Origin of the sequence: Streptomyces spectabilis, assembly GCF_008704795.1 — a bacterium.
Classification (GTDB): domain Bacteria; phylum Actinomycetota; class Actinomycetes; order Streptomycetales; family Streptomycetaceae; genus Streptomyces; species Streptomyces spectabilis.
On sequence record NZ_CP023690.1, the window covers coordinates 4,488,824 to 4,513,915 of the forward strand.

Consider the following 25,092-nt stretch of genomic DNA (forward strand, 5'->3'; position numbering starts at 1 on the left):
CTGACGAGCCGTCAGCAATGGACGGCGTCGGGCCGTTCCGTCGTCCGGCCGCCTAAGGGGGCACCCCGTGACCGACACCGCCCACGCGCTCGCCGCCTGCCGCACCCTGTGGGAACTGATCGAGCGGCGCGCCGCCCTCACCCCCCGCGCCCCGGCCCTGATCCAGGCGGCCGACGACCCCGGCGACGACCGGACGCTCACCTTCGGCGGCCTGCGGGAGCGCTGCGAGCGGGTCGCGGCGGGCCTGTACGAGCGCGGCGTACGGCCCGGCACCGTCGTCGCCTGGCAGCTGCCCACGCGCATCGAGACCGCGGTGCTCTCCTTCGCCCTGGCCCGGCTCGGGGCCGTCCAGTCCCCCGTCATCCCGTTCTACCGCGACCGCGAAGTCGGCTTCGCGCTGCGCGAGTCGAAGGCGGAGTTCTTCGCGGTGCCCGGGGTGTGGCGGGGCCACGACCACACGGAGATGGCCCGCCGCCTCGGCGCGCGGTCCGTCTTCACCGCGTACGACGAGCTGCCCGACGGCGACCCGGGCGTGCTGCCCGAGCCGCCGCGCGACGGCACGGCGGTGCGCTGGATCTACTGGACCTCCGGCACGACGTCCGACCCCAAGGGCGTACTGCACACGGACCGTTCGCTGCTCGCGGGCGGCGCGTGCCTCGCCCACGCCCTGAAGCCCTCACCGAAGGACGTCGGCTCCATGGCCTTCCCGTTCGCGCACATCGCGGGGCCCGACTACACGGTGATGCTGCTCCTGTACGGCTTCCCGGCCGTGATGTTCGAGCGGTTCGCCCTGCCGGACGCCCTCGACGGCTACCGGCGGCACGGCGTGACCGTCGCGGGCGGCTCCACGGCCTTCTACTCGATGTTTCTCGCCGAACAGCGCAAGGACCCCGCGCGGCCCCTCGTCCCCACCCTCCGGCTGCTCGCGGGCGGCGGCGCCCCCAAGCCGCCCGAGCTGTACCACGCCGTGGTCCGCGAGCTGGGCTGCGCGCTCACCCACGGCTACGGCATGACCGAAGTACCCATGATCACCATGGGTTCCCCCGACGACACCGCCGAGCACCTCGCCACCACCGAGGGGCGCCCGCCCGCGGGCATGGAGATCCGCGTCACCGACGCCGCGGGCCGGGAGCTGCCCACCGGCGAGGACGGCGAGGTGCGGCTGCGCGGCGAGGCCGTCTGCCAGGGCTACCTCGACGCGGCGGCGACCCGCGAGGCCTTCGACGCCGACGGCTTCCTGCGCACCGGCGACCTCGGCCACGTCCTGGCCTCCGGGCACCTGGTGCTCACCGGCCGGGCCAAGGACGTCATCATCCGCAAGGGCGAGAACATCTCCGCCAAGGAGGTCGAGGACCTGCTGCACGGTCACCCCGCCGTGGCCGACGTGGCGGTGATCGGCCTGCCCGACCCCACCCGCGGCGAACGCGTCTGCGCCGTCGTGGAACGCGCCCCCCACACCCCCGACCTCACCCTCGCCGGGGCGACGGCACACCTGCGCGCCGCGGGCCTGTCCGCCCACAAGCTCCCGGAACAACTGGAGCTGGTGGACGAACTCCCGCGCAACGACGCGCTGCGCAAGATCCTCAAGTACAAACTCCGCCAGCGCTACGCCACCTGACAACGGCGGGAAAGCGCTACGCGCCGGGGCCCGGCCGACGAAGCCAGGAGCCACGGGTGGGCGGGTGGGAGAAATCCGCCGCGAAGCGGCGGCACAGGGCCCCCTACTCAGGAACAGTGAAGTACGCGGCGAAGGCAGCCAGCACCTGATCCTCGGTCACCGGACCGAGAGACTGCGCGGCCAGGGACGCGATCTCCCGCTGCACCCCCAGGGCCCGCAGGGCCCGCTCCACGTCCGCCCCCCGCACGGTCCCGTCGCCGTCCGCCAGGGCGAGGGCCGCGTGCAGGAACGGCCGCGCGATCTCCGCGAACCGCGCCGGGTTGTCCCGCAGCCGCTTCACGGCCCCGCCCACGAACTCGTCCCGGGTGATCCGCTGGTCCCCGTCGCGGTCGGCGATCCCGGCCATGCCCTGCCAGAACGCCTCGGCCCCGATGTACAGGGCCTGGCCCCTCTCGGACCGCGCGGTCACCCCGAACTCGGCGAGCAGCGCCGCGGCCGCCGTGCTGAAGTCCTCACGGGAGATGTAGCCGTTGCCGTCCTGGTCGAAGGTGGCGAAACGGGCCGCGATCTTACGCTCGTACTCGGCACTGTCCATGGTGGTCGGGCCGCCTCACTCTCATGCGGTGGAGTCTTCCGACGCGGCCGGGGGCCGAGCCGGACATCCTTCAGGTATCTGTTCAGCGAGCGTACGACGCCGTCGGCCGCCGGGAGGCAGAAAAGCGACGCTTGTGCCAAGACCGAGGGAATTCTGCGACAAGGGCGTGTCGCGGACGCGCTCCGGGCCCGGCGGTGGCGCCGACGGTGGCATCCGCTCGGAACGGTTGTATCAGCAAGCCGATCTTGACGGGTAGACGGGGTTCCGCTTGTCTTCACGCTGCCTTCCGCGCGTCGGACACGCCCTAGGCCGACAGCGGCTCCGCGGTGTCGTCGACGGCCCGGTCCGCGTCCGCGTACACCTCGAACAGACGCCGGACGCCGAGGGCCGCCAGGACCCGGTTGACGTGCGAGCCGTCGACCGCGCCCTGAGCGGGCAGGATCAGCCGCAGGCGCCCCCGGCACGAGCGCATCAGACGGCGCGTGGCGATCAGCACGCCCACGCCGCTGGAATCGCAGAACAGCACGTCGGACAGGTCGAGGACCACGCTGCGGCGGCCCTCCGCCACCGCTTCGTGCACCCGCTGGCGCAGCACGGGCGACGTCAGCAGGTCCAGCTCTCCCGAGACCCGCAGCACGGCCCAGCCCTGCTGCTCGCCGACGGCAACCTTCAGCGTCACGCGCCACGCCTCTCGTCCACCGAACCCACCGGAACCCTTCCGTCCCTCTTCGTCGCGGCTGCCCCACCGTCGTTCCATGAAACACCAGGCCCTTCCCGGCACGTGAAGGGGGCATCGCGGACGAGCCGGTCAATATCATCCGCGGCGCCCCGAAGCCCCGCGTTGCCGCAAAGAGCGGGAAAGCACGGGGAAAGAGAGGTGCGCCGTCAGGGTCGCCGACTACATTCGATTCAACGGTGAAGGTGAGCACGGCGAGCGCACGAGGGGGCCGCATGCCGAAGGACGCGCCGCGTCGCTGGGACCGCCGCATGCAACAGCGGCTCGCGCACGGGGAGGCGGCGGCCCTTGGAGAGCTGTACGACCGCTTCGCCTCGCTCGTGCACGGCCTCGCGCACCGGGTGCTCGGCGACGTCGCGGCGGCCGACCGCATCACGCGCGACGTGTTCACGCACGTGTGGGAGAACCCCGAGGCGTACGACCCCAAGCAGGGCCCGCTGCGCTCCTGGATCGCCACGCTCGCCCACCAGCAGGCCGTGCGCCGCCTGCGCCAGACCGAGTCCGCCGCGCTGGCCCGCGGCGGCGCGGGCACCACGGAGGACCTGGAGCGCAAGGTGCGCCGCGCCTCCGCCGCCGCCCGCGCGGACTACATCGTCACGGCCATGCCCGCCCCGCTGCGCGCCGCGCTCGAACTGGCCTACTTCCAGCGGCGCGACTACCGCCAGACCGCCGCCGACCTCGGCGTCACCGAGGACGAGGCCCGCCGCAGGCTCCGGCTCGGCCTGCAGCTCCTGTCCACCGCCCACGACGCCACCGCCGCCGGCTCCGGCGACGGCCCGTCCGATCAGGACCACGGCGCGCACGGGTACGGGAGAGCACTGTGAACTGGCCGGGCCGCCCCGGTCCGTACGACGGCGGGGACGAGGGCGTGGGCCGCGGGCAGGGCGACGGCGTCGGCAAGCCGCGCATACCGGCACCGCGCGCGTCCGTGGAGGACACCGGCGCGCCCCTGCCCGACGCGGAGCCCGCCGGCGTGCCGCCCGAGCCGCTGGTGCTCGACCACCACGTCCTCAAGTCCCTCCTCGGCGCGTGGGCGCTCGCCGCCTGCTCCGCCGCGGAGTCGAGGGCCGTCGAGGAGCACCTCGGCGACTGCGGGCCGTGCGCGGAGGAGGCCCTGCGGCTGCGGGACGCCGTCGGGCTCCTCCACCCCGAGGAGAGCCTCGACCTCGACCCCGGTCTGCGCACCCGCGTCCTGGCGAGCTGCCTGGGACGGCGCCCGCCCCGCATCCCGCTCCCGGAGTGGGCCACTCCGTACGACGCGGAGACCGCCCGGCTCGACGCGCTGCTCCAGGACATCGGGGACTCCGAGTGGCACGCGCCGGTGCGGCTGCGCTGGTTCGACGACGACCACCCCGTGACCCGCAAGACGACCGTCGCGGGAGTGATCGCCCACCTCCTCGCCGTCGACGGCCTGGTCGGCACCGCGCTCGGGCTCGACGACCCGCTGGGCGGCGGCGCGCCGCCGAGCCTCGACCCGGGCGAGCGCACGGAGGCGTACTGGCGCGCGTCGCAGTTCCCGCCCACGCGGGCGGTGCGCGGGCCCTGGCGGGACCAGACGCACGAGCTGATCCGGACGGTGTCGTTCGCGGGCGGCGGGTCCGGGCGGCTCGCGGTGACGTACGGGGTCGTGCCGGACGCGCCCGGCGGCCCGGCCGGGCGGTTCGAACTCCCGCTGCGCGACTCCATGCTGGAGCGGGCCTTCGAGTGCTGGATCCACGCGGAGGACATCGCCCAGGCCGTCGACTACCCGTACGAGCCGCCCGCGCCCCGGCATCTGCACCACATGATCGACCTGGCGGCGCGGCTGCTGCCCGCGACGCTCGCCGAGCGGCGGCGGTCCGGGCGGGCGGGGCCGCCGCGGGAGCTGGTCGCCGCGGGCGCGCCGGGGCGCAGCCTGCGTCTGGAGGTCGAGGGCGTCGGGGGCGGCGAGTGGCTGATCCCCCCTCGACTCCCCCGGGGCCAGCGGCTCCGCCGATCTGGAGGTCGCGCACGTGGCGCTCGACGGGGTGGAGTTCTGCCGCCTCGCCGCGGGCCACGTGTCCCCCGAGGAGGCGGCAGCGGGCCAGGTCGGCGACCGCGAGGCCATCCGTGACGTCCTCTTCGCCGCCGCGTCCCTGAGCCGCATGTAGCCCGGCCGTCGGCCGGGCCCCCGGCTCCCGCTCCCGCCGGGAAGGTCAGGCGAAGACGACCGTGCGGTGGCCGTTCAGGAGGATGCGGTGCTCCGCGTGCCACTTGACGGCCCGGGCGAGGGCCTGGCACTCGACGTCCCGGCCGATCGCCACGAGCTGCGCGGGAGTCACCTCGTGCCCCACGCGCTCGACCTCCTGCTCGATGATCGGCCCCTCGTCGAGGTCCGCGGTCACATAGTGCGCGGTGGCACCGATCAGCTTCACGCCGCGCGCGTGCGCCTGGTGGTACGGCCGCGCGCCCTTGAAGCTCGGCAGGAACGAGTGGTGGATGTTGATGATCCGCCCGCTGAGCTGCTTGCAGAGGTCGTCCGAGATCACCTGCATATAGCGGGCGAGCACGACGAGGTCGACGTTCTCGTCACGGACGAGCTGGAGGAGGCGCGCCTCCGCGTCGGCCTTGGTGTCCTTCGTGACCGGAATGTGGTGGAACGGGATCCCGTACGAGGCGGACAGCTCGGCGAAGTCCGTGTGGTTGGAGACGACGGCCGCGATCTCCACCGGAAGCGCGCCGATGCGGGAGCGGAAGAGCAGGTCGTTCAGGCAGTGGCCGAACTTGGACACCATCAGGACGATCCGCATCCGCTCGTCCGCCGCGTGGATCTGCCAGTCCATGTGGAAGGAGTCGCCGATCGCGGCGAAGCTCGCGCGCAGCTTGTCCAGGGTGACGGGCGACTCCGCCGAGAAGTGGACCCGCATGAAGAACAGACCGGTGTCGTGGTCGCCGAACTGCTGGCTGTCCTCGATGTTGCAGCCGGTCATGAAGAGGTAGCTCGACACGGCGTGCACGATGCCCTGTTTGTCCGGGCAGGAGAGGGTGAGGACGTACTGCTCGGCGCGGTCGGTCGTGCGGTCGGTGCGCTTCTCGCTCGCGGCGGCGGGCTGCTCGTTCATCCGCCCAGGGTCCCATATCCGGGCAGGCCCCCCGGCCGCGTACCGGACCCGCTCAGGCCGACCGCGTGAGGATGCGCAGCACCTCCAGGGTGCGCGGCGCGCTGTCCGGGTCGTCGTTGTCACCGGTCGCGAGCCGTACGTGCGCGTCCCGCGCCGCCCGCACCGCCTCCGGCCACCCGGGGTGGTCCAGATACGCGGCGACCGCGGCGTCCGGGCCCACCTCGTGCATGATCCGCAGGACCCGCAGCACGGCCGAGTCGACGAGGGCCGCCTCCTGGGAGTCGCGGAAGATCGTCCCGACGTATTTCTCCGCGGACCAGTTGTCCAGCCACGTATCCTCGACAAGGCGGTACACGGCGTCCGTCACGTCCCCGTACTCCTCGCGACCCGCGAGCCAGCACTCCCGCTGGAACTCCTGGTCCGAGAGCATGTGCAGCGCCGAGCGCACATTGCTGCGCCAGCGCCACCACGGCATGTCGTTCGTTGGCATGGCGCCTATGGTCCTTGACCGACGGCCACGACGGGAAGAGTTCTCCGAACCTTGCACGGTCATCGATCGTACGTTCCCACATCCTCCCCTCCTCCCGGGCCCCACCCGTTCACGCGTTCGTCACCATCCGTTGAAGGGGCGTCACTCCCCGGTTGTTCCCCTCGCGGCATCGTGCGGGTCCATGGCCGCCTTGCGACGCGTCTTCCTCCCCCGCCCCGCCGAGACCGCGCACCGAGCGCGAAAAGCCGTGCTCAGCGCGGCGGCTCTGGTGGCGTGTGCGTCCCTGGCGGCCGGTTGTGGGGTCATCCCCGGTACCACGGGGGGATCCGGGGACGACCCCATCACCGTCATGACCTGGGCGCCCGACGGCACCAAGGCCACCAACAAGCCCGGCATGCCCGCGATGGCCAAGGCCTTCGCCCGCTGGGTCAACGCGAACGGCGGCCTCGACGGCCACCCGCTCGAGGTCATCACCTGCAACGACCACAACGACCCGGTGGAGGCCGCGGGCTGCGCCCGGCAGGCCGCCGAGCGGGACGTGGCCGCGGTCGTCGGCTCGTACAGCCAGTACGGCCGGTCCTTCATGTCCCCGCTGGAGGTCGCGGGCATCCCGTACATCGGCGGCTACGGCCTCACCGACGAGGAGTTCTCCAGCCCGCTGTCCTACCCGGTCAACGGCGGCCAGCCCGCGCTGCTCGCGGGCAACGGACGCCAGCTCGCCGGGGTCTGCGACCGCGTGTCCCTGGTCCGGCCCGACACCACCACGGGCGACAACCTCTCCAAGCTCCTCGGCTCCGGCATCGCCCAGGACCACCGCGCCGCCCCCGCCGACATCCGGGCGCCCGAGGACGGCACGGACTACACCGCACAGGCCGAGCAGGCGCTCGACCACTCCGCGCGTGGCGGCAAGAAGGGCTGTGTGGCGGCGGCGCTCGGCACCCGCACGGACACGTTCTTCGACTCCTTCCGGCGCGTCGAGGACGGCTACCCGGCGGTGCGCACCGCCTCCGTGCTCGGCAGCGTCGACCAGTCCCTCGTCGACCGTACCGGCGGCGCGGAAGGCCCGTACGAGGGCGCGTACGTCACCGGCTGGTACCCGGCCGAGAGCGACAGGCGCTGGGAGCCGATGCGGGAGGTGATCCGCGAGCACGCCTTCGACGACACCCGCGTGGACCCCTCGGACGCGGGCGTGCAGACCACCTGGATCGCGTTCACCGTGCTGCGGCAGGCCGTCGAGTCGCTCAACGGCGCCGAGGTGACGTCGCGCGCCCTGCGCAAGGCCCTCGACCGCGGTCTGCGCGTGGACACCGGCGGGCTCACACCGATGCTGAGCTGGCGCTTCGGCGACATGCTCGCGGCCGGTGAGTACCCGCGCCTGGTGAACGCGGACGTGACCTTCCAGGTGGTGCGCGACGGCCGCCTGGTGGTGACGCGCAGGTCGTTCGTCAACGTACGGAAGACCCTGGAGTCCGTCCGCTGAGCCAGGCGGCGGCGGGGCCGCCGAGGGCGTGTCCGATGGGTCGGCGTGGAGCAAGGAGCGGCGTCTGGTGCGTGCGATCGCAAGGCGCCGGGATGTTCTCGTAGCGGAGCTACTAGGACATTTCGGCAACGCGGCGAGCGTGCGTGCCAGGCGTCGCGACGCCGCGCCGACCCATCGGACACGCCCTAGAGCTGGGTCGGGTTCCGCTTGGTCAGGCCGTGCTTGTCGGCGATCGCGTTCCACAGGGCGGCCGCCTGCCGCTTGGCCTTCGTGGCCTCGCCGCTCGCGCGGTTGCCCGCCGCCGTCTGCGCGGTGGTGCGGGCGCGTCCCTTGTGGCAGCCCTTCTTGCCCCCGGCCTGGTCGGCCCAGGCGGCGTAGTGGTTGTCGGCCGACGCGGAGGCCTTCCAGGCACGGTTGAGCGCGGCGGTGAGGCGTCCGTTCGCGGGCAGCTTGTCAACGGTCAGGCCCGACAGACGGCCGACGAGGCCGTTGCGCTGCTTGGCCGCGTCGCGCAGATCGGCCGCGGACTGCCGCAGGTTCTTGCACGTGCCCACGTTGCGCACCGCGCTGATCACCGACTCGCGGCTGTCGTTGCTGTCCGCGAGGAGCTTGTCCAGGGCGACGGCCTGCCGCTTGGCGGGGTCCGCCGACGGGGACGGCTTCGCGCTGCCCTTGTCGTCCGGGGCCTCCGACGAGGTCGAGGCCAGCGGCTCCTTCTTGTCGGTGTTCTCCGCCTTGGCGTCCCCGCCGCCACCGGCGAGCATCGCCCCCGCGCCGACGCCGACCACGGCGATGGCCACGCCGACGGCCACGAGCAGCGGCGTCTTGGATCCCGTACGCCCCCTGCGGCGCGGCACGGGCTCCGGCGCCGGGACCGGCTCGGGCGCCGCCGGGACGCGGGGCATCTGCTGGGTGGCGGAGGCGCCCTCGGGCTCGCGGCGGAAGAGGTTGTCGAACTCGGCGGGCGGCTGCCGCTCGCCGTACCCCCCGGCGGCGGCCGCGGCGGGCGGACCGTCGTCGGTGACGGGGGCGATGAACTGCGTGGGCGCGTTGTCCCCGTGGAAGGCGGGCTCTTCGGGTACGACGTCCGCGGCCTGGCCCAGGAACTGCGTGGAGTCGGCGCGGCCGAGGAACTGCGTGGCGTCCCCCGCCTGCCCGGTGTGCCCCGCGTGCCCCGTGACCCCCGGGTGCCCCATCTGTCCTGTGTGCCCCATGTGCCCCGTGCTCCCCGTGGGCATCTCGGGCGGCAGCGCGCCGGGGGCGACCGGGGGTATGTACTGCGTCGCCTGCGCGTCGGGCCCGCCCTGCGGGCCGCTCGGCTGTCCCGGCGACGGGAGGTACGCGTCGTGCCCGACGGGCGGCAGCGGCTGCCCCGCGCCGGTGGGGCGCAGCACCTGGGTGTGCTCGGCGGGCGGAGAGCCCACGGGCGGCATCGCGTAGTGCTGGCCCGGTGCGGCGGGCGGAAACGTCTCACCGTACGTCTGCCGGCCGCGGCCGAGGGGCGGCTGCCCCTGCCCCGGGGAACCGTGCTGCTCCGGCGGCAGCGCGCCCGTCCCGCCCCCGTACGACTGCTGCGGCGGCGCGCTGGGCGGCAGGGGCGTGCCCTCGGGGGGCAGCGGCATGCCGCCCGCCGGGCGGGGCTCGGCCCCCGCGTCGCCCCAGGCCTGGCCCGGGCCCGCCGGCGGCTGGGTGGGTTCCGGGCCCCACGGCTCGCCCCAGGGGCTGCCGACCGGCGGGGCCGCCTGGTGGCCGCCGGGCATCAGGGGCTCGCCACCGTCCGCGGGCAGCACGATGCCCTCGTGGGCGTGCCGCTCCGCGGGCTGCCGCGGGTCGGAGGACGCGGCGCCCTGACCGCTCTGCTGCGTCACCGGGACTCCTACTTATGGGGGACCTTCGGAACGTCGGCTCACGCTACCGGGTCCCCGTGGCCGTCTGCCACGCAGCTCAGAGCACTCCGACGACGCCCTTGTCACAGACGCCGCGGAAGTAACGGAAGTTGCGCGGGAGACGCTGTTCAAGGGGCGCGACGGCCACACCACGTGTGACCGGGCGCCCCACGCGCGCCTCCCGCCGACGTCACGCGGCCTGCAACTCGACGCGCGCGCCGAACTCCCTCACCACCGGCTCCTCCCGATACGGCTCCAGGCGCTGCTGGAAGTCGTCCAGGTACTCCGCGCCGCGGTTGGACCGGAGCGTGCCGAGGAGCTCCACGGCCTTCAGGCCTGTGTGGCAGGCCTGTTCCACGTCGCGCCGCTGCACCTGGGCCGTGGCCAGCAGCACGAGGCCGATCGCGCGCCGCCGCGCCCGGGTCTCCGGATGCCCGGCGAGGGCCTCCTCGGCGCGCCTGGCCGCGGCGTCCGCCTGGCCCAAATCACGGTGGCAGTGCGCCAGTTCGTCGGCCAGATAGGCCTGGTCGAAGTGGCGGATCCAGACCGGGTCGTCCCCGGACCGCTCCCCGCCGACGGCCCGCTCCATCGCCTCGACCGCGCGGCCCGCGACGGCCTGGGTCGACCGGGCGTCGCCGAGCAGCGCGTGCCCACGGGCCTCGGCGGCGTAGAACATCGACTCCGCGCGCGGGGTCACGCGCCCGCGCGCCCCCTCCTGCGCCGCCCGCGCGAGCTGGGCGATCTCACGGGGGTTGCCGAGCTGGGCCGCGAGATGGCTCATCGACGCGGCCAGGACGTAGCCGCCGTACCCGCGGTCGCCCGCGGCCTGGGCCAGGCGCAGGGCCTGGATGTAGTACCGCTGGGCGAGACCCGGCTGGCCCGTGTCCACCGCCATGTACCCGGCGAGCTCCGTCAACCGTGCGACGGCCGCGAACAGTTCGCGCCCCACCGCTTCCCGGTAGGAGCCCGCGAGCAGCCCGGAGACGACGGAGTTCAGATAGTGCACGACGACCGGTCGCACGTGTCCACTGCCGTACTGGTGATCCAGTTGCGTCAGTGCCTCCGTCATCGCCTTGACCGCCGCCACGTCCGACAGGCCGACGCGCGGCCCGGCCGTCCGGCCCACCTGCGGGTCCGGTGACGAGATCAGCCAGTCGCGGCTCGGCTCGACGAGCGCCGACGCGGCCACGGAGGAGCCGGACAGGAAGTCCCTGCGCCCCACGTCGCTGCGCCACAGCTCGCAGACCTGCTCGATCGCGCCGAGGACGGTGGGCGAGAACTGCAGGCCGACGCCGGAGGCGAGGTTCTTGCCGTTCGCCATGCCGATCTCGTCGATCGTGACCGTGCGCCCCAGCTTGCGGCCGAGCGCCTCCGCGATGATGCCGGGGGCGCGACCGCGCGGCTGCTGCCCGCGCAGCCAGCGCGCCACCGACGTCTTGTCGTATCGAAGATCGAGACCGTGCTCCGCCCCGCACATGTTGACGCGGCGGGCCAGACCGGCGTTCGAGCAGCCGGCTTCCTGAATGAGTGCTTGCAGCCGTTCATTGGGCTGCCGCGCGACGAGTGGCCTGGCGGCCATGGCGTACCCCCTGTGTGCACCGTGGACCATCTGGTACTTCGGGTCGGATGACGAATGAGGAACGGTCCCGGACTGGTCCGTCCGAGCCGCCCAGATGATCAATGCCCGGGAAACAACCGGAAGATGCACCACAAACACCCACAAACGCACCACACCCTGCTACAACGCATCGCAATACATCGCAACATGGCACAACGCGTCACACGTCAGCGAGCCGGGTGAACTTGGGTGAACTCCGACTGCCCCTGGACGTGGCTACCCGCGCCCGGACCCCCTTGCCCATGCGCGCCCCCATTCGTGCACCCATGCGCCCCGTAGCGGGAACGATGCTCCTCCCCCGCGCACATGACGGGCCGTAACCGGAGCTGACGAGGGGAAGTTGAGGACTCCGTGGAAGAGACCATCGGAGTCACGTCAGCCGCGCAGATCCCGAAGCAGCGCGGAGAGGCCCTGCAGGATTCGGCCGTACGGTACGCGGAGGAACGGCACTGGGACGTCTTCCCCGGCGCCTGGCTCGAGTCCGTCGACGGCACGTGGCGCTGCTCGTGCGGCGACGCGGGCTGCCCCGCGCCCGGCGCGCACGCCGTGCGCGACGACTGGCCCACGCAGGCCACCGGTAGTGCGACCGTCGCCAGGCGCCTCTGGGCGAAGCAGCCGAACGCCTCGATCCTCCTTCCGACGGGCCGTACGTTCGACGCCATCGACGTCCCCGAGACCGCCGGGTTCCTCGCCCTCGCCCGCATGGAGCGCATGGAGCTGACGCTCGGCCCGGTCACGTGCACGCCCGACCGGCGCATGCAGTTCTTCGTCCTTCCCGGGGCCATCGCGAAGGTTCCCGATCTCGTCCGCAAGCTCGGCTGGCCGCCCGCGACCCTCGACCTCGTCACCCTCGGTGAAGGCGCGTACGTGGCCGCGCCGCCCACGCGTTTCGGCGCCTCCGGAGCCGTCCAGTGGGCCTGCCGCCCCACCGCGGCCAACCGCTGGCTCCCGGACGCGGAGGAAATCATCTCCCCCCTGGCCTACGCCTGCGGCAGGGAGGCCCGCCGCCGCTGAAGGACCCGCCGTTCCCGCCGACGTATCGTGCGCACACGGACGACGGCGACGGCGAAGGGGCCCCGGTGACCCAGGCGGCAGTACGCGTAGAGAACCTGTGGAAGGCCTTCGGCCGGCAAGTCGCCGTGGCGGGCGTCGACCTCACCCTGCCGGCGGGGAAGTTCGTCGGCCTCGTCGGCCCGAACGGCGCGGGCAAGACCACCACCCTCTCCATGGTCACCGGCCTCCTCCGGCCCGACCGGGGCACGGTCGAGGTCGTCGGCCAGGACGTGTGGCGGGACCCCGCCGAGGTCAAGGCCCGCATCGGCGTCCTGCCCGAGGGCCTGCGCCTGTTCGAGCGGCTGTCCGGACGCGAACTCCTCGCGTACACCGGACGGCTGCGCGGCCTGCCCGGCACGGAGGTCGACAAGCGCGCGACCCAGCTCCTGGACGTGCTCGACCTCGCGGGCGCCCAGCACAAGCTCGTCGTCGACTACTCCACCGGCATGCGCAAGAAGATCGGCCTCGCCGCGGCGCTCCTGCACAACCCAGAAGTGCTCTTCCTCGACGAGCCGTTCGAAGGCGTCGACCCCGTCTCCGCGCAGATCATCCGCGGCGTCCTGGAGCGGTACACCGCCTCCGGCGCGACCGTCGTCTTCTCCAGCCACGTCATGGAGCTGGTGGAGTCCCTGTGCGACTGGGTCGCCGTCATGGCGGCGGGCCGCATCCGCGCCCAGGGGCCGCTCGCCGAGGTCCGGGGCGAGGCCCCCACCCTCCAGCAGGCGTTCCTCGAACTCGTCGGCGCGAACGGCCGCGACACCGGCTCCGACCTCGACTGGCTCGGCGGCGGGACCCGATGACGCACCCGCCCACCACCGCGCCCGGCCCCGGCGCCGCACCCCTGGCCCCCGTCGCGACCGGCCTGGTCCCCGTCTTCGTACGCCTGAAGCTGTCGCTCCTGCGCAACGGCCTGCGCCAGTCCGGCGGGCGCCGCGCCGCGTACGTCGCCTCCGCGGCGTTCGCCCTGCTCGTCGCCGCGCTCCAGCTGCTCGGTCTGGTCCTGCTGCGCGGCGAGGAGCACGCCGCCACGGTCTCCGTGCTCCTCGTCGCGGTCCTCGCGCTCGGCTGGGCCGTGCTCCCGCTGTTCTTCCCCAGCGGCGACGAGACCCTGGACCCCACCCGCCTGGTGATGCTGCCGCTGCGCCCGCGCCCACTGGTGCGGGCGCTGCTCGTGTCCTCCCTCGTGGGCATCGGGCCGCTGTTCACGCTCTGCCTGGCGCTCGGCACCGCGATCGCGGTCGCACGGGGCGGTGCGGCCGTCGCGGTGGGCGCGGTGGCCGTCCCCCTCGTCCTGCTGCTGTGCGTCGCGCTCGCCCGCGCCGTCGCCGCCGCGAACATCCGCCTCCTCACCAGCCGCAAGGGCCGCGACCTCGCCGTCCTCAGCGGCCTCGTCATCGCCGTCGGGGCGCAGCTCGTCAACTTCGGCGCGCAGCGCATCGGTTCCTCCGACGCGGGCCTGGGCGAGCTGGACCCCGCGGCGGACGTCGTCGGCTGGATCCCGCCCGCCTCCGCCCTGTCCGCCGTGCACGAGACCGGCGAGGCCCGCTACGGGATCGCCGCCGCCCAACTCGCCCTCTCCGTGGTGGCCCTGGTGCTCCTGCTGCGCCTGTGGCAGCGCAGCCTGACCCGCCTGATGACCACCCCCGACGGCTCCACGCTCGCCGCGGCCGAGCCGTCCCGCACCCGTCGCGGCGGCAGCCTCGCGGGACTGCTCCCGCCAGGCCGCACCGGAACCGTCATGGAACGCACCCTGCGCTACGTGTGGCGCGACCCGAAGACGAAGGCCGCCTGGGTCACCCTGCTCGCCATCGGTCTGATCGTGCCGCTCTTCAACGCCCTCCAGGGCACCGGCTCCGTCTACATCGCCTGCTTCGCGGCGGGCATGCTCGGCATCCAGATGTACAACCAGTTCGGCCAGGACACGTCCGCCTTCTGGATGGTGGCCATGACCATCGCCTCGACGCGCGACGCCTACGACGAACTGCGGGGCCGCGCCTACGCGCTCCTCGTGGTCACGCTCCCCTACGCGGCCCTCGTGACCGTCATGACCGCGGCGCTGCTCGGCGCCTGGCGCAGCCTGCCCGAAGCCCTCGGGCTCACCTTCGCGCTGCTCGGCGCCATGCTGGCCACCGGCGCCTGGGCCTCGGCCCGCTTCCCGTACTCCATCCCGCAGGAGGGCTACAAGAACGCGGCGCCCGGCCAGGGGGGCCTCGTCTGGATCTCCCTCCTCGGCGGGATGCTCTGCGCCGCCGCCCTGTGCGCGCCCCTCATCGCCCTCGCCATCTGGCTGCACGCCTCGGGCCACGAGTCCTGGTCCTGGCTGCTGCTGCCCGTCGGCACGGGGTACGGGGCCGCCGTCACCGCCCTCGGACTGCGGCTCGCGGCGCCCCGCGTGGCCGCGCGGCTGCCGGAGATCCTCACGGCGGTCAGCAGGGGCTGAACCGCACGGCGGGGCCCGGGAACGCAGCAACCCGCGAGCCTGGTCCTCCTGGCCCCTGGGGGCGGGAGGAGCCGGCCGGACGCACCGGCGGCTCGCGGGTCGGGTGACTGCTGTGAATTCCGGCCGGCTGCGCGCCTGTCTCACGCGCTGGTCCGGCACCGCACTGAATGTGGTGGCGGGCCGCTAGCCCGCAGCCACCTCTTCCGTCCGGTTTCCATACATCTGCCGAACCACCTCCTCTCCGAAGTAACACTCACCCTAGGAAGCGGGCCACGGCCGTTCAACTGTTTTTCCGCGTGCCGGGACTCACAACGATTTGCCTCAACTTCCGGGAACCTACTGTGGTCCGCGTCACGTTCGAGTTGAATGATCTGACGTGCAGCAGACTCAGCTCATGCGGAAGACGACGCGGCCTGCAGGGGGTTCCAGGTGAGTGCTTCCCGACAGAGCGGGACGACCGACGAACTGGGCCCGGAAGAGCCCGAGCCCGGCGGCTCCGAACTGCTCGCGGCGCTCCTCGACGGGATGGACGCGGCGCTGTGCGCCTTCGACTCCGACGGGGTCGTGACGCACTGGAACCGCGAGGCGGAGCGGATCCTCGGCTGGTCCGCCGCGGAGGCCGTCGGGCGGCGCGGGTTCGCCGGGTGGGCCGTGCGGCCCGCCGACGCCGAGGAGGTCGAGGAGCGGCTCCTGGCCGCCATGCACGCCCCCGGCCGCCAGGTGCACGAGTTCGCGCTCCTGACCAAGGGCGGCGGGCGCGTCCTCGTCCGCACCCAGTCCGCGGCCGTGCCCGGCGGCGACGGCAAGCCCGCCGGGGTGTACTGCGCCTTCAGCGAAGTGCACGCGCAGATCGACCTGGAGCGGTCCATCGCCCTCAGCGAGGCCCTGTTCGAGCACGCCTCCTGGGGCGTCGTCCTCGTCGACGCCGACCTCAGGCCCGCCGTCGTCAACGAACACGCGGCGCGGCTGCTCGGCCTCGGCCGCACCGCGCTGCTCGGGCGGCCCCTCGGCGAGGTGCTGCTCCAGGGCGTCGAGGAGCTGGAGAGCGCTCTCGCACACGTACTGGCCGAGGGCGCGCCGCCCGCGCCCGCCGAGATGTGGGTGACGACGCGCGGCGAGGGCGGCGAGGCCGAGAGCCGGTGCTGGCGCAGCGGCTTCCTGCGGCTCGGCTCGCCCCTCGCCGAGGAGCCGGTGCCGCTGGGCGTCGGCTGGCTCTTCCGGGACGTCACGGACTCCAAGCGGGCCGAGCAGGAGGCCGCGAAGCTGCGCTTCCGCTCGCAGCAGCTGCACCGCTCCGCGCGGGCCGCCGCCGAGTGCGAGGACCCGATGGAGGCCGCCACCGTGCAGCTGGACTTCTCCCTCGCCGGGTTCGCCGACCACGCCCTGATCGACCTCCTGACCGCCGCCGAGCCCGCGGTGCGGCTCGTCCGGGCCGCGGCGACGCCCGCCGGCGCCCCCGGGCCCTGTCTGCCCGCCGACAAGGCCGGGCTTCCCGTGCGCTATCCGGAGGGGCATCCGGCCACGCAGTGCGTGGAGCGCGCGGGCTCCGTACGGGCCAGCGCGGGGCTCGCGGCGCCCGAGCGGGCCCGCGAGTGGGCTGCCGCCCGGCAGTGGCCCGACTCCTCCGTGCACGCCCTGTGCGCGGTGCTGCGCAGCCGGGGGCGCACGGTGGGCGTCGTGACGTTTCTGCGGGGTGGGGCGCGGACGCAGTTCGAGCGGGCGGACGCGGTGTACGCGGAGAGCGTGGCGGCCCGCATCGCCGCCGCCCTCGACCTGGCAGCCACCCTCCCCGACTGACCGGGGCCGCGCCAAGGCCCGGGCGCCCCCGGGGCCAGGCTGTCCACCGTCGGGGCGGTCGCTGAGCCGCGGTGCCCGCTGCCGGGGCGGTCCCGCCCACCTGGGCAGGGCCCCCGTAGGCCTCCACCACGGAGCCGCGCCGCCACCGCCGGGCCCGGGCCCGGGCCCGGCCTGGGCATCTGCGACGTCCGGGCCCCTACTCAACGGTTGCTCGGCGCCTGGGGCTGTGCCCACCCGTCCCGCCCTGCGGGACGATTGCCCACAGCGGGGGGCATGGGGCCCACCCTCAGCGCTCCGTACCGAGACGCGGCTGCGGGGCCGCTACGCGCGTGCGCTCGGCGCCGGGGCCTGGCTGCAAGCCGCCGGGACGGTCCCACCCGCCCGCCCCCACCCGAGGGCACGGGATCGTGGGGCCGCCACCCGCGAGGGCCCAGCATCGGGGCCGCGCTGCGCGCTGCCGGGGTGGTCCCGCCCACCCGCCCCCCACCCCGGGGTGGGGATCCGCAGGGCTCCGCTCCGGGCCGAGTCCGGCGAAGCTCCGGAGATTCGGGCGGGCGGGTGGGAAAGACCGCCGCGGTAGCGGCGGCAGCTGTCCGCTCAGCCGCAGCGCTCCGCGTCGGGGCCCGGCCGGGCGGGCGGGTGCGCTCCGCGCCCGGCGGAGCCGGGGGTCAGTGGCGGTAGAAGATGCGGTCGCCGTATTCCTGGAAGACGCGGCCGTTCCAGTCGTGCCCCCCGTCCACGTTCCCCGAGCGGAGCAACGGCGGCTGGATCCCGCGCTCCGCGAGCCCCGCGGCGGCCGTCGCCATCAGGGCCTGCATCAGCGCGCTCGCGACCATCGTGGAGGCGGGCCCGAAGGGGGTCTCGACGGAGTCGAGGGTCAGCTCCGCGTCACCGACAGCGATCTTCGTGTCGAGCACGAGGTCGCAGTGGTCCTTCAGGAACGTGCCGGAGGAGTGCCGCGACCTCGTCCCCTCCGCGTACGCCACGGACGTCACGCCGATGACCCGCAGGCCGAGCGCGCGGGCGTTCACGGCCATCTCGACGGGCAGCGAGTTCCGGCCGGACAGGGAGATGATCACGAGGACGTCGCCGGGCCGCACCGGGCTGGAGTCGAGGACGGCGCCCGCGAGGCCGTCGACCCGCTCCAGGGCGGAGCCGAGGGTCGCGGGCATGACGTCCACGCCGACGACGCCCGGTACGGACAGCAGGTTCATCAGGGCGAGCCCGCCCGCGCGGTAGACGACGTCCTGCGCGGCGAGCGAGGAGTGCCCGGCGCCGAAGGCGAAGAGCCGCCCGTCGGCGGCGACGGCGTCGGCGATGAGCTCACCGGCGGCGGTGATGGCGGCGGCCTCCTCGTCGCGCACCCGCTCCAGGAGCCCGATCGCGGCGTCCAGGTACCGTCCGGCGAGCCCGGCACCACCGGTCCCGCCCGCGCCGCCGTCCCGCGTACCGTTGGTCATCCGCGAAACCCCTTCGTCCCGCCGCGTCCCGTCGTGTCGCGGATCACGGTGCGGTCTGAACCAGCGCCCTGTCAATACGGACTCACAGCGCCTCTTCGACCCGGCGCGACCCGGTTGTCAGTGGTATGGGTCAGAATTGAGGGCAGGGCCAGCGCACGAGCGAATTCTGAGGGGCAACCCATGTCGGGGCTTATTGACACCACTGAGATGTACCTGCGCACCATCCTCGAACTGGAGGAGGAGGGTGTCGTCCCCATGCGCGCCCGCATCGCCGAGCGGCTCGACCAGAGCGGCCCGACGGTGAGCCAGACCGTGGCGCGCATGGAGCGCGACGGCCTGGTGGCCGTGGCGAGCGACCGGCACCTGGAGCTGACCGAGGAGGGCCGCCGCCTGGCCACGCGCGTCATGCGCAAGCACCGCCTGGCGGAGTGCCTCCTGGTCGACGTGATCGGCCTGGAGTGGGAGCAGGTGCACGCCGAGGCCTGCCGCTGGGAGCACGTGATGAGCGAGGCGGTGGAGCGCCGCGTCCTGGAGCTCCTGCGCCACCCCACCGAGTCGCCGTACGGCAATCCGATCCCGGGCCTCGAGGAGCTCGGCGAGAAGGACGGCGCCGACCCGTTCCTGGACGAGGGCATGGTCTCCCTCATCGACCTCGACCCGGGCACGGACGGCAAGACGGTCGTGGTGCGCCGCATCGGCGAGCCGATCCAGACGGACGCGCAGCTGATGTACACGCTGCGGCGCGCGGGCGTGCAGCCCGGCTCCGTGGTGAGCGTGACGGAGTCGGCGGGCGGCGTGCTCGTCGGCAGCAGCGGCGAAGCCGCCGAGCTGGCGGCGGACGTGGCCTCGCACGTCTTCGTCGCCAAGCGCTGAGACCGGCGCACCGGGCTCCGGCCCGCCTCGGCACGGGCGTCAACGGCCGTTACCACAGCGGCGGTTGAGGCGAGTCCGAGACGTGTCGGAGCCCAAGATCCAGTGTGCCGAATCGCAGCGCCGGGACGATTTGCGTGCGACGCTGTCGCGAGAGGCATATGACCTGAGAGCTCTTGATCGCGCCGGTGCCGGGACTTGGCCGAGTGGCCGCCGGGTCCCGGCCGGACGGCCGGACCGCCCGGCCGGAGAGGGGACAGACGATGTGCCCGCCTGGTGGACGGGGGTACGCGGAGCGCGACCCCCGGGCAGCAGAGGGCCCCGGCACCTCGCGGCGCCGGGGCCTGTCCTCCCCTGTGCTGACCCGGAGCCCCGAGCTCCCAGGGTCATTCCCCTCGGACCGGTCTCCCCGAGCGGCCCGCCTCCCGATGAAGATCTCCCCTCGGCGACGGCGGTCAATCCTTGAGCATGGTCACCCGAACGAGGGGTGTTGGCGGCAAGACGGCCGCTCTCGAATGATAGTTCGATAGCGTGCCGGGGAGCGTGAGCTGAGAACCCGAGCGGATCCAAGCGGAACCAAGGGGGGTGCCTGGGACCATGGTGCGGCGCATCGACGTGACCGGCGCGGGCGGCGTGAGCCTCGCGGCCTGGGAGTACGCCGACCCTCCCAAGTCCAGGGAGGCCGAGCAGCCGCGGGGCGGAGTGCTGTTGCTGCACGGGCTCATGGGGCGGGCCTCGCACTGGGCGGGCACCGCCCGCTGGCTCGCCGAGCGGCACCGCGCGGTCGCCATCGACCAGCGCGGCCACGGGCGCAGCGAGAAGCCCGCCGACGGCCCCTACACCCGTGAGGCGTACGTCGACGACGCCGAGGCCGCCCTGGAGCAGCTCGCCCTCTCCCCCGCCGTGCTCATCGGCCACTCCATGGGCGCCCTCACCGCCTGGCAGCTGGCCGCGCGCCGCCCCGACCTCGTCCGGGGCCTGATCATCTGCGACATGCGGGCCTCCGCGCTCGGGGCGGCCTCGCAGCGGGAGTGGGAGGCGTGGTTCAAGTCCTGGCCGGTGCCGTTCGCGACGCTCGCGGACGTGCGCAAGTGGTTCGGCGAGGACGATCCCTGGGTGGAGCGGCCCAACCCCTCGCGGGGTGCCTTCTTCGCCGAGGTCATGGCCGAGGGCCCGGACGGCTGGCGGCCCGTCTTCGACCCCGCGCAGATGCTCAAGTCCCGCGAGACGTGGGTGTACGACGCGCACTGGGAGGAGCTCGTCCAGGTCCAGTGCCCCGCTCTCGTCGTGCGCGGCCTCGACGGGGAGCTGGGGCGGGCGGAGGCCCAGGAGATGGTGCGGGTGCTGCCGCGAGGGGCCTATGCGGAGGTCTCCGACGCGGGGCACCTCGTGCACTACGACCGCCCCGAGGGCTGGCGCGAAGCCATCGAGCCCTTCCTGGACCGGGCCCTCGCCGAGGGCTAGCCCCCCGGCTTCGCCAGGCGCGGCCCTGGCACGGAGCGCTCCCGCCGCTACCGCGGCGCTCTTTCCCACCCGCCCACCCGATTCACCCGAGCTTCGCCGGACTCGGCCCCGACGCGGAGCGCTGCGGCTGAGTGGACAGCTGCCGCCGCTACCGCGGCGGTCTCTCCCACCCGCCCGCCCGAATCTCCGGAGCTTCGCCGGACTCGGCCCCGACGCGGAGCGCTGCGGCTGAGTGGACAGCTGCCGCCGCTACCGCGGCGGTCTCTCCCACCCGCCCGCCCGAATCTCCCGAGCTTCGCCGGACTCGGCCCCGACGCGGAGCGCTGCGGCTGAGTGGACAGCTGCCGCCGCTACCGCGGCGGTCTTTCCCACCCGCCCGCCCGAATCTCCCGAGCTTCGCCGGACTCGGCCCGGAGCGGAGCCCTGCGGATCCCCACCCCGGGGCGGGGGGCGGGTGGGCGGGACTACCCCGGCACCGCGCAGCCAGGCCCCGGCCCTGAGCCCTCGCGGGCGGCGGCCCCACGACCCCGTGCCCTCGGGCGGGAGCGGGTAGGCGGGGCTGCCCCGGCGGCTTGCAGCTGGGCCCTGCCGCTGAGGCCTCGCGGGCGGCAGCCCCACGATCCCGTGCCCTCGGGCGGGAGCGGGCGGGTGGGACCGTCCCGGCGGCTTGCAGCCAGGCCCCGGCCCTGAGCCCTCGCGGGTGGCGACCCCGCGCCCTCGGCCCGACGCCGAGCGCCCGCGCGTAGCGGCCCCGCAGCCGCGTCTCGGTACGGAGCCCTGCGGGTGGGCCCCATGCCCCCCGCTGTGGGCAATCGTCCCGCAGGGCGGGACGGGTGGGCACAGCCCCAGGCGCCGAGCAACCGTTGAGCAGGGGCCCGGACGTCGCAGATGCCCAGGCCGGGCCCCGCGGTGGCGGCGCGGCTCCGTGGTGGAGGCCTACGGGGGCCCTGCCCAGGTGGGCGGGACCGCCCCGGCAGCGGGCACCGCGGCTCAGCGACCGCCCCGACGCCGGGCACCCGTTGAGCCGGGGCGGAGGGGGATCAGGGGCTGAGGCGGTGCAAGGTCCAGGTGGAGGCTTCGCGGGTGTAGCGGAGGCGGTCGTGGAGGCGGTTGGTGCGGCCCTGCCAGAACTCGACCGTGTCGGGCAGGACCCGGAAGCCGCCCCAGTGCGGCGGCGCCGGAACCTGCTCGCCCTCGGGATAGCGCGCGGCCAACTCCGCGTACGCCGCGTCCAGTTCGTCACGCGAGGCGATCACCGAGGACTGCGCGCTGGCCCAGGCGCCGAGCTGGGAGCCGTGCGGGCGGCTGCGGAAGTAGCGGACGGTCTCCTCGCGCCCGGTCCGCTCCGCCGTGCCCGTCACGATCACCTGACGCCCCATCGGATGCCAGGGGAAGAGCAGCGACACGTGTGCGTTGCCCGCGATGTCCCGCGCCTTGCGGGACTCGTAGTTGGTGAAGAAGACGAAGCCGCGCTCGTCGACGCCCTTCAGGAGCACCGTGCGCGAGCTGGGCCGCCCCTCGCCGTCGACCGTGGACACGATCATCGCGTTCGGCTCGGCGAGCACCCCCGCCGGGTCCGCCGCCTCCGCGGCCGCCTGCTCGAACCAGCGCGCGAACTGCTGGAACGGCTCCTCGGGGAAGTCGGCCTCGGCGATGCCGTCGGTGCGGTACTGCGCACGCATGGCGGCCAGGTCGACGGCCGCTGCGGACTCGGAGGCGATGGCACGGGACTCGGTCACGCGGTCATCTTGCCGTATACGAATGCCGGGGCGCGCAGCGGCAGTCGGCGGGCGCGCGGCCCCGGCGCGCCCCACCATGAGGTGATGTGTGGCACTGAGTGCCGCAGTCCATCGCGAAGGGTGGCACCAAGGGTTATCGTGCCGAAACCGTTTCGGTTGGGTGACCTCCGGCCGCGCGGGGCATCACCGGGTTACCCCAGAGCATCGCCAGATCACTGGTCGCACGCATCTGTCGCACAGAGCTGTCGTACACATCTCGTACCCATCATGAGGAGCCGCCTGATGTCCGACTTCGTACCCGGACTTGAGGGAGTCGTCGCGTTCGAGACGGAGATCGCCGAACCGGACAAGGAGGGCGGTGCCCTGCGCTACCGGGGCGTCGACATCGAGGACCTGGTCGGCGGCGTCTCCTTCGGCAACGTGTGGGGCCTGCTCGTCGACGGCGCGTTCAACCCGGGCCTGCCGCCCGCCGAGCCGTTCCCCATCCCCGTCCACTCCGGCGACATCCGCGTCGACGTGCAGTCCGCGCTCGCCATGCTCGCCCCCGTGTGGGGCCTGCGGCCGCTGCTCGACATCGACGAGGCGCAGGCCCGCGACGACCTCGCGCGGGCCGCCGTGATGGCCCTGTCGTACGTCGCCCAGTCCGCGCGCGGGCAGGGCCTGCCGATGGTGCCGCAGCGGGAGATCGACAAGGCGGAGACCGTCGTGGAGCGGTTCATGCGGCGCTGGCGCGGCGAGCCCGACCCGCGGCACGTCCAGGCCGTCGACGCGTACTGGACGTCGGCCGCCGAGCACGGGATGAACGCGTCCACGTTCACCGCGCGGGTCATCGCCTCCACCGGCGCCGACGTCGCGGCCGCGCTCTCCGGGGCCGTCGGGGCCATGTCGGGGCCGCTGCACGGGGGCGCGCCCTCGCGGGTCCTGGGCATGATCGAGGAGATCGAGCGCACCGGGGACGCCGTGGCGTACGTGAAGCAGGCGCTCGACCGGGGCGAGCGGCTCATGGGCTTCGGGCACCGGGTCTACCGCGCCGAGGACCCGCGGGCGCGGGTGCTCCGGCGGACCGCGCGGGAGCTGGGCGCTCCGCGCTTCGAGGTGGCCGAGGCGCTGGAGAAGGCGGCGCTCGACGAGCTGCACGCGCGGCGGCCCGACCGGGTGCTTGCCACGAACGTGGAGTTCTGGGCGGCGATCGTCCTCGACTTCGCCGAGGTGCCGGCGCACATGTTCACGTCCATGTTCACGTGTGCGCGGACCGCCGGCTGGTCGGCGCACATCCTCGAGCAGAAGCGGACGGGGCGCCTGGTGCGGCCGTCCGCCCGCTACGTGGGGCCCGCGGCCCGCAGTCCGCGTGACATCCCGGGGTACGCGGACATCTCGGGCTGACCCTGGCGCCCAGCCCCGTGAGCGGGCTAACCCAACGCCCCCGCGACCAGGTGGCTCCACTGGTGGACCACCCGGTCGCGGCGGTGGGCGTCGTCCGTGAGGAGGTTGGCGAGGCCCAGGCCGCGGGCCATGTCGAGGAGGCCCTGGACGGTCTCGCGGGCGCCGGGGCGGGACTCGTCGACGGCGAGGAGCTCGACGGCTATGCGATGGGTCTCGCGGCCGACGCGGGCCTCCAGCTCGGCGACGCGCGGCCCCAGTTGGGGCTCGTTGGAGGCGGCCACCCACAGCTGGAGGGCGGCGCGGAACAGCGGGCCGGTGTAGAGGTCGACCAGGGCGCGCACGACCGCGGCCCGGTCGGCGGCACCGGCGCCCTCGGGGAACAGGCCCCGCAGCGCCGCGGAGCGCTCCTCGGCGACGTACTCCACGGCGGCCGTGAAGAGGTCCTCGCGGGTCGGGAAGTGGTGCTGGGCCGCGCCCCGCGACACCCCGGCGCGCTCGGACACGACGGTGACCGTCGAGCCGGTCCAGCCGTGTTCGGCCAGACACGCCACGGCCGCCTCCAGGAGCCGCTGCCGGGTGGCCCGGCTGCGGTCCTGCTTGGGCGAACGGTCGGCCTCCGTCACAGCACCCATGGGCGCTCCCGTCGTTCCAGGAACGCCGCCATGCCCTCCTGCGCCTCGGCCGAGCGGAACCGGCCCGCGGACAGGGCGATGACAGCGTCCGACTCCTCGTCGAATGCGCTGAGAACCTTAGCCGTGAGGAGTTTCTTCGTGTCGGCGAGTGCCCCGGGGGCCGCCTCGCGCAGCCCGTCCAGGACGGGCGCGAGGGCCCTGTCGACGTCGTCGTCGTACGCGGTGACCAGGCCGATCCGGGCCGCCTCCGCCGACTCGAAGCGCTCGCCGGTGAGGAAGTAGCGGCCGGCGGCGCGCGCGTCGACACGGGCCAGGAGCGGTATCGAGATCACCGCGGCGACGACTCCGATGCGCACTTCGGTCAGGGCGAAGGAAGCGCCCTCACCGGCGACGGCGATGTCGCAGGCGGCCAGGAGGCCGAGGCCGCCCGCCCGCACATGGCCGCGCACCCGCGCCACCACGGGCTTCGGCAGGGTCACGATCCGCCGCATCAGCGCCACGAAGGCCGCGGGGTCGGGCGGCTGCCGCAGGTCCGCGCCCGAGCAGAACGTCGAGCCCGTGTGCGTGAGCACCACGGCCCGTACGCCGTCGTCCGCCCCGGCCCGCTCCAGGGCGGCCGTCAGCTCGGCGACCAGGGCCGCGGAGAGCGCGTTGCGGTTGGCGGGCGAGTCGAGGGCGAGGGTCACGACGCCCCGTTCGGGCTTCGAGGCGGTCACCACGGTCATGGGCACTTCCCTTCCCACGGGGTGCG

20 protein-coding genes and 1 pseudogene are annotated in these 25,092 nt (G+C 74.1%); 11 read left to right on the top strand and 10 right to left on the bottom strand.

Annotated features, from left to right (window positions below; all coding sequences use genetic code 11):
* The first annotated feature begins 67 nt into the window (after positions 1-67).
* Complete coding sequence (locus CP982_RS19410) at positions 68-1,618, top strand: class I adenylate-forming enzyme family protein (protein WP_150511711.1); 1,551 nt, start codon at positions 68-70, stop codon at positions 1,616-1,618.
* Between the two features lie 103 nt (positions 1,619-1,721).
* Here the strand turns inward: CP982_RS19410 and CP982_RS19415 are convergent, their stop codons facing one another.
* The gene (locus tag CP982_RS19415; protein WP_150511712.1) at positions 1,722-2,213 is read right to left on the bottom strand and encodes an EF-hand domain-containing protein; all 492 of its coding nucleotides are present in this window, start codon (positions 2,211-2,213) and stop codon (positions 1,722-1,724) included.
* A gap of 304 nt (positions 2,214-2,517) precedes the next feature.
* On the bottom strand, positions 2,518-2,892 hold the full coding sequence (locus CP982_RS19420; protein WP_150511713.1) for an STAS domain-containing protein: 375 nt from the start codon (positions 2,890-2,892) through the stop codon (positions 2,518-2,520).
* A 272-nt stretch (positions 2,893-3,164) separates the two neighbouring features.
* On the opposite strand from CP982_RS19420, the gene CP982_RS19425 reads away from it, so the two are divergent.
* Both CP982_RS19425 and CP982_RS19430 read left to right on the top strand, forming a co-directional pair.
* Positions 3,165-3,773, top strand: coding sequence for a sigma-70 family RNA polymerase sigma factor (locus tag CP982_RS19425; RefSeq protein WP_150511714.1), 609 nt, complete (start codon positions 3,165-3,167; stop codon positions 3,771-3,773).
* A pseudogene (locus tag CP982_RS19430) lies at positions 3,770-5,078 on the top strand (MDMPI N domain containing protein). The gene CP982_RS19425 and the pseudogene CP982_RS19430 overlap by 4 nt, the downstream one beginning before the upstream one ends.
* A gap of 45 nt (positions 5,079-5,123) precedes the next feature.
* Here the strand turns inward: CP982_RS19430 and purU are convergent.
* Together purU and CP982_RS19440 are read right to left on the bottom strand one after the other, a co-directional pair.
* The gene (gene purU, locus CP982_RS19435) at positions 5,124-6,029 is read right to left on the bottom strand and encodes a formyltetrahydrofolate deformylase (RefSeq protein WP_150511715.1); all 906 of its coding nucleotides are present in this window, start codon (positions 6,027-6,029) and stop codon (positions 5,124-5,126) included.
* A gap of 52 nt (positions 6,030-6,081) precedes the next feature.
* Positions 6,082-6,582 carry an SCO4402 family protein gene (locus tag CP982_RS19440; protein ID WP_144004034.1) on the bottom strand — a complete coding sequence of 167 codons (501 nt, stop codon included), beginning with the start codon at positions 6,580-6,582 and terminating at the stop codon, positions 6,082-6,084.
* A gap of 118 nt (positions 6,583-6,700) precedes the next feature.
* On the opposite strand from CP982_RS19440, the gene CP982_RS19445 reads away from it, so the two are divergent.
* Positions 6,701-7,999, top strand: coding sequence for an ABC transporter substrate-binding protein (locus CP982_RS19445; RefSeq protein WP_150511716.1), 1,299 nt, complete (start codon positions 6,701-6,703; stop codon positions 7,997-7,999).
* 185 nt (positions 8,000-8,184) lie between these two features.
* Here CP982_RS19445 and CP982_RS19450 read toward each other — a convergent pair whose 3' ends face one another.
* Together CP982_RS19450 and CP982_RS19455 are read right to left on the bottom strand one after the other, a co-directional pair.
* Entirely contained in the window at positions 8,185-9,759 is a 1,575-nt protein-coding gene (locus CP982_RS19450; RefSeq protein WP_229879450.1) for a hypothetical protein, read from the bottom strand.
* A gap of 316 nt (positions 9,760-10,075) precedes the next feature.
* A complete protein-coding gene (locus CP982_RS19455) occupies positions 10,076-11,464 on the bottom strand; it encodes an NsdA family TPR-like regulatory protein (RefSeq protein ID WP_150511718.1) in 1,389 nt (462 codons plus the stop codon).
* 390 nt (positions 11,465-11,854) lie between these two features.
* On the opposite strand from CP982_RS19455, the gene CP982_RS19460 reads away from it, so the two are divergent.
* The 4 genes from CP982_RS19460 to CP982_RS19475 all read left to right on the top strand — a co-directional run bounded on the left by CP982_RS19460 (position 11,855) and on the right by CP982_RS19475 (position 16,793).
* Complete coding sequence (locus tag CP982_RS19460) at positions 11,855-12,517, top strand: bifunctional DNA primase/polymerase (protein WP_150511719.1); 663 nt, start codon at positions 11,855-11,857, stop codon at positions 12,515-12,517.
* 65 nt (positions 12,518-12,582) lie between these two features.
* A complete protein-coding gene (locus tag CP982_RS19465; protein WP_150511720.1) occupies positions 12,583-13,356 on the top strand; it encodes an ABC transporter ATP-binding protein in 774 nt (257 codons plus the stop codon).
* On the top strand, positions 13,353-14,996 hold the full coding sequence (locus CP982_RS19470; RefSeq protein ID WP_150511721.1) for a transporter: 1,644 nt from the start codon (positions 13,353-13,355) through the stop codon (positions 14,994-14,996). Before CP982_RS19465 ends, CP982_RS19470 begins: the two co-directional genes overlap by 4 nt.
* A gap of 429 nt (positions 14,997-15,425) precedes the next feature.
* Positions 15,426-16,793, top strand: a complete 1,368-nt coding sequence (locus CP982_RS19475; RefSeq protein WP_150511722.1) for a PAS domain-containing protein — start codon at positions 15,426-15,428, stop codon at positions 16,791-16,793.
* Between the two features lie 668 nt (positions 16,794-17,461).
* Here the strand turns inward: CP982_RS19475 and CP982_RS19480 are convergent.
* Positions 17,462-18,253 carry an SIS domain-containing protein gene (locus CP982_RS19480; RefSeq protein WP_150511723.1) on the bottom strand — a complete coding sequence of 264 codons (792 nt, stop codon included), beginning with the start codon at positions 18,251-18,253 and terminating at the stop codon, positions 17,462-17,464.
* A 180-nt stretch (positions 18,254-18,433) separates the two neighbouring features.
* Here CP982_RS19480 and CP982_RS19485 point away from each other — a divergent pair, with 180 nt between their 5' ends.
* Together CP982_RS19485 and CP982_RS19490 are read left to right on the top strand one after the other, a co-directional pair.
* Positions 18,434-19,126, top strand: coding sequence for an iron-dependent transcriptional repressor DtxR (locus tag CP982_RS19485; protein WP_030361523.1), 693 nt, complete (start codon positions 18,434-18,436; stop codon positions 19,124-19,126).
* Between the two features lie 594 nt (positions 19,127-19,720).
* A complete protein-coding gene (locus tag CP982_RS19490; RefSeq protein ID WP_150511724.1) occupies positions 19,721-20,587 on the top strand; it encodes an alpha/beta fold hydrolase in 867 nt (288 codons plus the stop codon).
* A 1,040-nt stretch (positions 20,588-21,627) separates the two neighbouring features.
* Here the strand turns inward: CP982_RS19490 and pdxH are convergent.
* The gene (gene pdxH, locus CP982_RS19495) at positions 21,628-22,308 is read right to left on the bottom strand and encodes a pyridoxamine 5'-phosphate oxidase (RefSeq protein ID WP_372503517.1); all 681 of its coding nucleotides are present in this window, start codon (positions 22,306-22,308) and stop codon (positions 21,628-21,630) included.
* A gap of 300 nt (positions 22,309-22,608) precedes the next feature.
* Here pdxH and CP982_RS19500 point away from each other — a divergent pair, with 300 nt between their 5' ends.
* Positions 22,609-23,709 carry a citrate synthase 2 gene (locus CP982_RS19500; protein WP_184925547.1) on the top strand — a complete coding sequence of 367 codons (1,101 nt, stop codon included), beginning with the start codon at positions 22,609-22,611 and terminating at the stop codon, positions 23,707-23,709.
* Positions 23,710-23,735: 26 nt separating this feature from the next.
* Here CP982_RS19500 and CP982_RS19505 read toward each other — a convergent pair whose 3' ends face one another.
* A complete protein-coding gene (locus CP982_RS19505; RefSeq protein ID WP_150511726.1) occupies positions 23,736-24,341 on the bottom strand; it encodes a TetR/AcrR family transcriptional regulator in 606 nt (201 codons plus the stop codon).
* Entirely contained in the window at positions 24,329-25,066 is a 738-nt protein-coding gene (locus tag CP982_RS19510) for an enoyl-CoA hydratase family protein (protein WP_150511727.1), read from the bottom strand. Before CP982_RS19510 ends, CP982_RS19505 begins: the two co-directional genes overlap by 13 nt.
* Positions 25,067-25,092: the final 26 nt, after the last annotated feature.

Bases quoted from the DNA above. Each gene is read 5' to 3' on its own strand.
- CP982_RS19485 (WP_030361523.1), top strand. From the start codon at position 18,434: ATGTCGGGGCTTATTGACACCACTGAGATGTACCTGCGCACCATCCTC.
- CP982_RS19510 (WP_150511727.1), bottom strand. From the start codon at position 25,066: ATGACCGTGGTGACCGCCTCGAAGCCCGAACGGGGCGTCGTGACCCTC.
- CP982_RS19425 (WP_150511714.1), top strand. From the start codon at position 3,165: ATGCCGAAGGACGCGCCGCGTCGCTGGGACCGCCGCATGCAACAGCGG.
- CP982_RS19480 (WP_150511723.1), bottom strand. From the start codon at position 18,253: ATGACCAACGGTACGCGGGACGGCGGCGCGGGCGGGACCGGTGGTGCC.
- CP982_RS19500 (WP_184925547.1), top strand. From the start codon at position 22,609: ATGTCCGACTTCGTACCCGGACTTGAGGGAGTCGTCGCGTTCGAGACG.
- CP982_RS19450 (WP_229879450.1), bottom strand. From the start codon at position 9,759: ATGCCCGGCGGCCACCAGGCGGCCCCGCCGGTCGGCAGCCCCTGGGGC.
- CP982_RS19415 (WP_150511712.1), bottom strand. From the start codon at position 2,213: ATGGACAGTGCCGAGTACGAGCGTAAGATCGCGGCCCGTTTCGCCACC.
- CP982_RS19440 (WP_144004034.1), bottom strand. From the start codon at position 6,582: ATGACCGTGCAAGGTTCGGAGAACTCTTCCCGTCGTGGCCGTCGGTCA.
- CP982_RS19470 (WP_150511721.1), top strand. From the start codon at position 13,353: ATGACGCACCCGCCCACCACCGCGCCCGGCCCCGGCGCCGCACCCCTG.
- CP982_RS19455 (WP_150511718.1), bottom strand. From the start codon at position 11,464: ATGGCCGCCAGGCCACTCGTCGCGCGGCAGCCCAATGAACGGCTGCAA.
- CP982_RS19505 (WP_150511726.1), bottom strand. From the start codon at position 24,341: ATGGGTGCTGTGACGGAGGCCGACCGTTCGCCCAAGCAGGACCGCAGC.
- CP982_RS19445 (WP_150511716.1), top strand. From the start codon at position 6,701: ATGGCCGCCTTGCGACGCGTCTTCCTCCCCCGCCCCGCCGAGACCGCG.
- CP982_RS19490 (WP_150511724.1), top strand. From the start codon at position 19,721: ATGGTGCGGCGCATCGACGTGACCGGCGCGGGCGGCGTGAGCCTCGCG.
- purU (WP_150511715.1), bottom strand. From the start codon at position 6,029: ATGAACGAGCAGCCCGCCGCCGCGAGCGAGAAGCGCACCGACCGCACG.